6 protein-coding genes are annotated in these 7,370 nt (G+C 69.7%); 4 read left to right on the forward strand and 2 right to left on the reverse strand.

Features of this window, described 5'->3' with window-relative positions; translation table 11 throughout:
• Nucleotides 1-233 precede the first annotated feature (233 nt).
• Both G6048_RS29960 and G6048_RS29965 read left to right on the forward strand, forming a co-directional pair.
• Nucleotides 234-2,009, forward strand: coding sequence for a protein-arginine deiminase domain-containing protein (locus G6048_RS29960; protein WP_165342734.1), 1,776 nt, complete (start codon nt 234-236; stop codon nt 2,007-2,009).
• A 37-nt stretch (nt 2,010-2,046) separates the two neighbouring features.
• The gene (locus G6048_RS29965; RefSeq protein ID WP_165342735.1) at nt 2,047-2,964 is read left to right on the forward strand and encodes a nuclear transport factor 2 family protein; all 918 of its coding nucleotides are present in this window, start codon (nt 2,047-2,049) and stop codon (nt 2,962-2,964) included.
• A 125-nt stretch (nt 2,965-3,089) separates the two neighbouring features.
• On the opposite strand, the gene G6048_RS29970 is transcribed toward G6048_RS29965, so the two are convergent.
• Nucleotides 3,090-4,142, reverse strand: coding sequence for a LacI family DNA-binding transcriptional regulator (locus G6048_RS29970; protein ID WP_165342736.1), 1,053 nt, complete (start codon nt 4,140-4,142; stop codon nt 3,090-3,092).
• A gap of 128 nt (nt 4,143-4,270) precedes the next feature.
• Between G6048_RS29970 and G6048_RS29975 the strand changes: the two genes are divergently transcribed.
• Nucleotides 4,271-5,608, forward strand: a complete 1,338-nt coding sequence (locus tag G6048_RS29975) for a ferredoxin reductase family protein (protein ID WP_408056189.1) — start codon at nt 4,271-4,273, stop codon at nt 5,606-5,608.
• An 87-nt stretch (nt 5,609-5,695) separates the two neighbouring features.
• Here the strand turns inward: G6048_RS29975 and G6048_RS29980 are convergent, their stop codons facing one another.
• Entirely contained in the window at nt 5,696-5,896 is a 201-nt protein-coding gene (locus G6048_RS29980; protein ID WP_165342738.1) for a hypothetical protein, read from the reverse strand.
• Nucleotides 5,897-6,148: 252 nt separating this feature from the next.
• Here G6048_RS29980 and G6048_RS29985 point away from each other — a divergent pair.
• Nucleotides 6,149-7,370: sensor histidine kinase (locus tag G6048_RS29985; RefSeq protein ID WP_206342297.1), on the forward strand; the 1,222-nt coding region annotated here is incomplete at its 3' end.

Below are 7,370 nucleotides of genomic sequence, written 5' to 3' on the forward strand. Positions count from 1 at the left end.
GAGCGAAAAGGTTGCCTTCGATTTCTCACTGGAGCCTCCGGAGTTCCGCGGCAGGCGTATCCGGACGGCCTGTCAGGGCCGTCCCGGTGAACCGTCCGGTGGCGCGACTGCAACTTTCGGATGACCGGAGCCCGCCCTGTCGGCGGGGGTTGTCTCGCCGGTCGGCGGAGTGAATGCCTCAACGCGCCGCGCTGGGATGGAGGTGCTGGGCAGGACTAACGAGGAGTAGGTGCATGAGCAGAGTGAGGCCCAGGGCCGTGACAGCGTTGGCGATCGCCGTGGCGGCCGTCTCCGGCACCGTGACGGCGGCCGGGGCTGCCGACACCGAGGGGGTACGGGCGGATATTCGCGCCGATGTGAACCGCGACGGTGCGGTCGATGTCTCCGGCGGTTCCGATGTCGCGGGCAAGACGACGTGGAGCAGCCGGCGGGGCGCGATCTTCCTGCCGAACATCGGTGACAAGCAGCGGCGTTGCAAGACGAGGACGCCGGACGGCCGCTGGCTGTCCAATGCCCGGCTTGAGGCCTGCAACGACGCCCAGGGCAATGTCGTACGGGCGCCCGAGTACCTGGCGCCGCTGCGCACGGTCCCGGTCGACGACGTCTCGGACGCCGCCACCGGTGGCCTCCAGCTGGTCGGCGCGGGCAAGTCCAAGGTCCGGCTGTTCCTCAAGCGCGGCGACACCTGGTCCTACGTCACCGCCGGCACCCGCGTCACCGCCGCCGAACTGCGCGCAGGACTCCACCTCGGCCTGGACGGGCGGGACGTGATCCGGGAGGACTGGGACGGCCGGGTCACCGTCAAGTTCACCGTCACCGACGGCGACCGCACTGCCACGGACGAGGTGACGCTTCGCGCGGCCCCGGTCCTGACGCAGCACCACCTTCAGCGCGCCGAGCGGGCGCTGGTCGTGGACGGAAACCGCGATGATCCCAACCAGCGGAAGTTCGCGCGAGAGTTCGCCAAGGAAGTGCGAAAGGCCGGTATCACCAAGCCGACCTACAAGTTCAAGGACGGCTCGGACATCTGGGCGCAGGACTTCATCGAGCCCGGTTACGTCAGCATGCCCGGCCCGGGCGGCAAGCCGCGCGTCCTGCGGGTGATGATGCGGTCGGCGCAGATGGACCGCGCGGCCGGCAAGCAGGTCTTCGAGCTGCGCGGCCCCGGTGTCGGCGTCGTACAGGTCAACAAGGGGAAGTACGACCAGATCAACTCCACGGGCAACCTGGAGACCATCCCGCCCTATGCCCACAACGGCAAGTCCTATCCGGCGGGCCGGATCATCACCGGCCGGCACGGCTCCCGGCTGCCCGCGCACACGGCGTTCCTCAAGGCCCAGCAGGCCCAGGATCCTCTGGTGCTCGATACCGGCTGGCTCGGCATCGGTCACGTGGACGAGTTCGTGCAGTTCCTGCCCGCCGACACCCCGCGCGGCTGGAAGATCGGCATCGCCGACCCGGAGGGCACGCTCGCCCTGCTGCGCAAGGCGCAGCGCGACGGGCACGGCCACACCAAGGTGTTCTCCATCCCGCGCTCCTACGCCGATGGCCGCATCCCCACGATCGACCAGGCCCTGTCCGACAGGAAGCTGCTCAAGGACAACGCCTACGCCGCCCGGAAGATCAAGGAGAACCTGGCGCTGCTGAAGCGCGAGACCGGCGTCACCGACGCCGAGATCGTGAAGATCCCGGCGATGTTCGAGCGCTTCGGCTTCCCCGGACAGGGTGAGCCGTCGGACGGGGCCCCCAAGCTCGGCGCCTACCACCCCGGAGCCATCAACGGGGTCGTACTCGCCCCCGACAAGCACCTCGCCCCCAAGCAGTGGGGCCCGGTCGTGGCCGGCAAGGACATCCTCGCCGAGGCGGTGACCAAGGCGTACGCCAAGGTCGGCATGCGGGTGCGCTACCTGGACGACTGGCGCACCCACCACGTCGGCGGCGGCGAGGTGCACTGCGGCACCAACACGATCCGCGCCGTCGGCACCGCTTGGTGGAGCTCCTCCAAGTAGGCCCGAACCGCAATCCCCCCTTACACAGGAGACCCGAGTGAGATACCGGAAGACTCTGCCCTGGCTTGCTGCCGTGGCCTGCTTCGCGACCGCCTGCAGCAGCACGTCCGGCACCAACCCGGACGCCTCGTCGACGACGTCCTCCGCTGCCCGTTCGTCGTCAGCCTCCGAGGAGCGGAACAAGGCGCTCGTTCTGCGCCTGTACTCGGAGGCGTTCAACAAGGACAAGACCGACGTGGTGAAGGACCTCGTCGGCACCGATTACGTGCAGCACGACAAGTCGGTGCCCGGCGGGGCCGACGGGCAGGTCAAGCAGTTCAAGGACCTCAAGGCGAAGATTCCCGGTGCGGTGGCGACCGTCAAGCGCGTGGCCACTGACGGTGACTTGGTGGCCGTGCACTGGCACGCGTCGGCCACCCCGGCGGACGAGGCGACCGGCGAGGCCAAGGCCGACCTGTACCGGGTCGGCAACGGCAAACTGGTCGAACACTGGGGCATCACGCAGACCGTACCGGCGAAGACGGCCAGCGGGAACTCCTTGTTCAGCGACGTGTACCGGTACCCGAAGGGTGCACCGAACCTGTCCGAGGAACAGGAGGAGAAGAACCGGAAGTTCGCGGTCACCGCGTACCGCAAGCTCTCCGACGGTGACGTGAACGTCATCGACACGAGTTGGGATCCGCGGTACTACCAGCACAACCCGGCGGCCGGGAACGGAACGGATGTACTGAAGCGGTTCCTGCAGCAGAACACGCAGGGCAGCGACCCCTCGCCCAGCAGCGCCCCTGACGCAAGCACCCCGCCCACCGGGGGCGGCGGGACCCGGTTCGGCAACACCCTCGCCGACGAGGACCTGGTGTGGGTTTTCAGCTCCGATTACGTCGTCGCGGACATTTTCCGAGTGGTCGACGGGAAGATCATCGAGCACTGGGACATCGCCGCCGACGGGCAGTAGCCCGGCCGGAAGGACTGACCGCCGGACCTCGTCAGGGTCCGGCGGATTTCAGCGTTTCCGGGTCCAACGTCCGTGTAGGGCAGAGGAGTTCACTCCCAGCGGGGAAGGTGCCGGCTTCCCACTCATCAAGGTGTGACGTTCCCTCGCCGTACCGGGCGTCGGGTGGACCGGCGAGGGGCCAGGACCGGCTGTACGAGCCGATGCCGGTGCACACCGCTGCGGGCGTTGATGAGAGCGATCAGCAGATCGACCGCTTCGTCGCCCACCCGGTCGGGGCGGAGGCTGAGCGTGGTGACGGGCGGGGCCGTCGTCGCGTAATCCGGATCCTCACTGACACACGCCACCAGCAGATCCTGCGGCACCCGAAGCCCGTGGTGCCGGGCGGCGGCGAGGATGTTGTGACCGGAGTCGGAGTAGATGCCGATGACAGCGTCCGGTCGCGGATCGCGGTCGAGCAGCCGGCGGACCGCGTCCTGTTCAGCCGTGAAGTAGTCGGGCACGGAGGCGTACTCCTCGACGAGGGCGGGCAGTTCGCGTTCGGCACACCAGGACGCGTAGGCACGTTCCATCAGGTGCGGGTACTCGTCGTCGTGCAGTGGCAGGGAGAGCCCGATCCGCCGGGCGCCGGCCTCGGTGAGGTGGTCGAGCAGGAGGCGCAGGCCCGCCTCGTAATCGGTGTCCACCCACACGTCGCCCCAGTGCGGCTGGGGCGGCCGGCCGTTGCTGACCATGGGGATGCCACGCTGCCGCAGGAGGGAACGCACCGGGTCGTCGGCGCGCGGACCGACGTGGATGACGCCGTCCAGCGGCGTGTTGAGCCACATCCACGGTGACAACGAACACGGCATCACCATGAGCAGGTAACCGCGCTCATGCGCCGCGGCGATGGCGCTCAGCGACAGCTGCGCGTAGTACGGGATCTCGGTGTACGAGACGGGAAGGTCGCCGTACGTCGTCATGGTCAGGCCGAGCACTCCGGTGCCGCCGCGGGCCAGGGCACGGGAGATGCTGGCGGGGGCGTAACCGAGTTCGCGTGCCGCGGCCAGCACGCGTTGCCTGGTCGCCTCGGACAGCCGTCCGGTGCCGTTGAGCGCGTTCGACACCGTGGCCGTGGACACCTCGGCCCGCGCGGCCACAGCACCGAGTGTGGGACGCTGCCAGACACGCGAGCTTCTCATGTGCACCCCAACAGCGCCTGATGTTCTCAGCAGCCCCATCAGGGCTTGTGGTTAACACCTTAATCACACAACGTACCCGGCGACGGCGGCGGTACGGTCCGCTCGACCAGCGTGAAGAAGGGGAAGCGGTGGAGGCGACAAGTACACAGGTGCGAACAGGCACCATTCCTCCGGTTGTTGCGGCGCGCTGGGCGCTGTGGACGTTTGTCATCGTCAACTTGGCGATCGTCGAGACCTTGTTCCTCACCGCCGGGACCGGCAAGAACGGGGTGCTCACGGTCGCCAAGTTCTTCGGCATGCACGCCGCCCTGCTGTTGCTGTTCCAGCTGCTGTTGGTGGCCCGGCTGCCGTGGCTCGACCGCCGTATCGGCATGGACCGGTTGACGGTGTGGCACCGGTGGGTCGGCTTCACCCTGCTGTGGACCCTCCTCACCCACGCCGTGCTGGTGGTGCTGGGCTACGCGACGCTCGATGACGCGTCGACGACGAAGACGTTCTTCGCGCTGGCCGGAGTGCCGGCCTCCCTGCTCGGGATGCTGGCCGCGGCGATCGTCGTCGTGGTCGCCGCGGTCTCCGCCCGACAGGTGAGGCGGCGGCTGCGCTACGAGACCTGGCACGGCGTGCACCTGCTGCTGTACGTGGCGTTGGGGCTGGCGTTCGTCCACCAGTTGCAGGAGCCCACCACCTTCAAGTCCTCCGCGTTCGGGATGACCTACTGGTGGGCCCTGTGGCTGTTCGCGTTCGGTGCCCTGCTCACGGGGCGCATCGTGATGCCGCTGTGGCGCAACGCCTATCACCGGTTCGAGGTCACGGCGGTGGTGCCGGAGTCGGACGACGTGGTGTCGGTGCACGTCACCGGCCGCCACCTCGACAGGCTGCCGGCCCGGGCCGGCCAGTTCTGCATCTGGCGGTTCCCCGGGCACAACCACTGGTGGCTGGCCAACCCGTTCTCGCTGTCGGCGGCACCCGACGGCCGCACGCTGCGCCTGACCGCCAAGGCGGTCGGCACCACCAGCGCAGGCCTGCGGAACGTCCGGGTCGGGAGCCGCGCGTTCGTCGAGGGTCCGTACGGGGCGTTCACCGCGTTGCACCGAACGCGGCCCGGCGCACTGCTGATCGCCGGAGGAGTGGGGATCACGCCGGTCCGAGCCCTGCTGGAGGAGGAACCGGCCGGCGACGTCGTCGTGCTCTACCGGGTGCGCAGCGAGAACGACGCCGTGCTGGTCGACGAGGTACGCACTCTGGTCGCGGACCGCGGCGGGCGGCTGCACCTGCTCACCGGCCGCACGGGGGAGACGAGCCCGCCGTTCGAGCCCGACAGCCTCGTCGCCCTGGTTCCCGACATAACCGAACGTGACGTCTACGTCTGTGGCCCGCCCGCGATGACCTCGACCGTGCTCAGCGCGCTGCGCAGGCTGAAGGTTCCCCGGCAGCAGGTGCACGCCGAGCGGTTCGGCCTGGCCTGACGGGGGTGAGGTCCGAGGGGAGTGCCCATCGGACCTCACCGCAGATCAGGAGCCGCCCCCCGTGCGGCTCCTGGTCACCGCTGTTGGTTACCCGGGTTTCCGGCTCTCGGCCACCGCGAACAGCGCGAACGACAGCACCAGCAGCGCGACGCTCGCGTAGATCTCGTAGTCGTCGAGAAAGCCGACCCGCTGTACGAGGCCGATGTGCCAGTCCGTGAACTCGTGCACCAGGCCGGCCGCGCCCTGCAAGAAGGCGATCACGCCGAGAAACTCCAGAACCTGCTTCATGCCAGGATCCTCGCCCCGCGGACCCCCCACGTTCATCGGCCGCGGGGCGAGGCATGTCCGACGGAAGTCTGGAGTCCGCTCGGAGGGGCCGCGCCGAAAGTCTTCGGTGGTGCGACTTTGGTCGGCGATCCTGCGCAGAGGGGCGGTGCGGGTAGCCGTGGATGCGTAGATTTGTCGACCGTGAGCGGCAACGAGCGTACGACGGGGGCGGGACCGGGAGCCGGGCCACGAGCGGGGTCGGGAAAGGCGGGGCTGACGCCGGAGCCGGGGTCCGCCCCGGGGCCGCTGCCCGGGCGGCGCTGGCTGCCCTCGGCGGTCGCCGTCGAGATCGACCCCGACCGGGTGGCACGCGTCGGGCGGACGGGACGGCCCCGCCGTACCGTACGGGACTGGGTCGTGGACTTCGCCGCCTTCCTGGTGGCCGTGATCGTCGGCCTGCTCAGCGCTGACACGCTGTCCCAGACCCCCGACCTCCCGCGCGCGCTGGAGGTCGCCGACCAGTGGATCGGTGCGTTTTCCTGTGCCGCGGTCTGGCTGCGCCGTCGCTGGCCGGTCGGCCTCGCCGTGGTCATGGTTCCCATCAGCTTCGTCTCGACCACGGCGGGCGGCGTGGGCCTGGTCGCGCTGTTCACGCTGGCCGTGCACCGGCCCTTCAAGCACGTCGCCTGGGTCGGCGGTGCCCACGCGGTGATGTCCCCGCTCTTCTTCTATCTGCGGCCGGAGCCTGATCTCGACTACGTCCCGTCGGTGCTCATCGGGTGGGTGCTCACCTCCGCGATCGTCGGCTGGGGCATGTACGCCCGCTCCCGCCGCCAACTCCTGCTGAGCCTGCGGGACCGTGCCCGGCGCGCCGAGACGGAGGCCGCGCTCCGTGCCGAGCAGGCGCAGCGGCTGGCCCGGGAGGGGATCGCTCGCGAGATGCATGACGTACTGGCCCACCGGCTGACGTTGCTGAGCGTGCATGCGGGGGCGTTGGAGTTCCGGCCCGATGCGCCTCGGGAGGAGGTGGCCCGGGCTGCCGGAGTCATCCGGGAGAGTGCGCACGAGGCGTTGCAGGACCTGCGGGAGATCATCGGGGTGCTGCGGTCCGGGCCCGCGGGCGCGGAGTCGGGGGAGCCCGGACGGCCCCAGCCGACGCTCGGGGCGCTGGAGTCGCTGGTCTCCGAGTCGCGTGAAGCGGGGATGAAGGTGAGCCTCGACAACCGCGTTGCCGATGCCGCCGCTGTGCCCGCCTCCGTCGGGCGTACCGCGTATCGGATCGCCCAGGAGGGGCTGACCAATGCGCGCAAGCACGCGCCTGGAGCGGAGGTGACGGTTTCCGTCACGGGGGCGGCGGGTTCGGGACTCTCCGTGTCCGTACGCAATCCGGCTCCGCCGGGGGAGGTGCCGCTCGTGCCCGGATCCGGGCAGGGGTTGATCGGGTTGACGGAGCGGGCGATGTTGGCGGGGGGGCGGCTTTCGCATGGGCCGGTGG

Origin of the sequence: Streptomyces ureilyticus, from assembly GCF_011045025.1 — a bacterium.
Lineage (GTDB): Bacteria > Actinomycetota > Actinomycetes > Streptomycetales > Streptomycetaceae > Streptomyces > Streptomyces ureilyticus.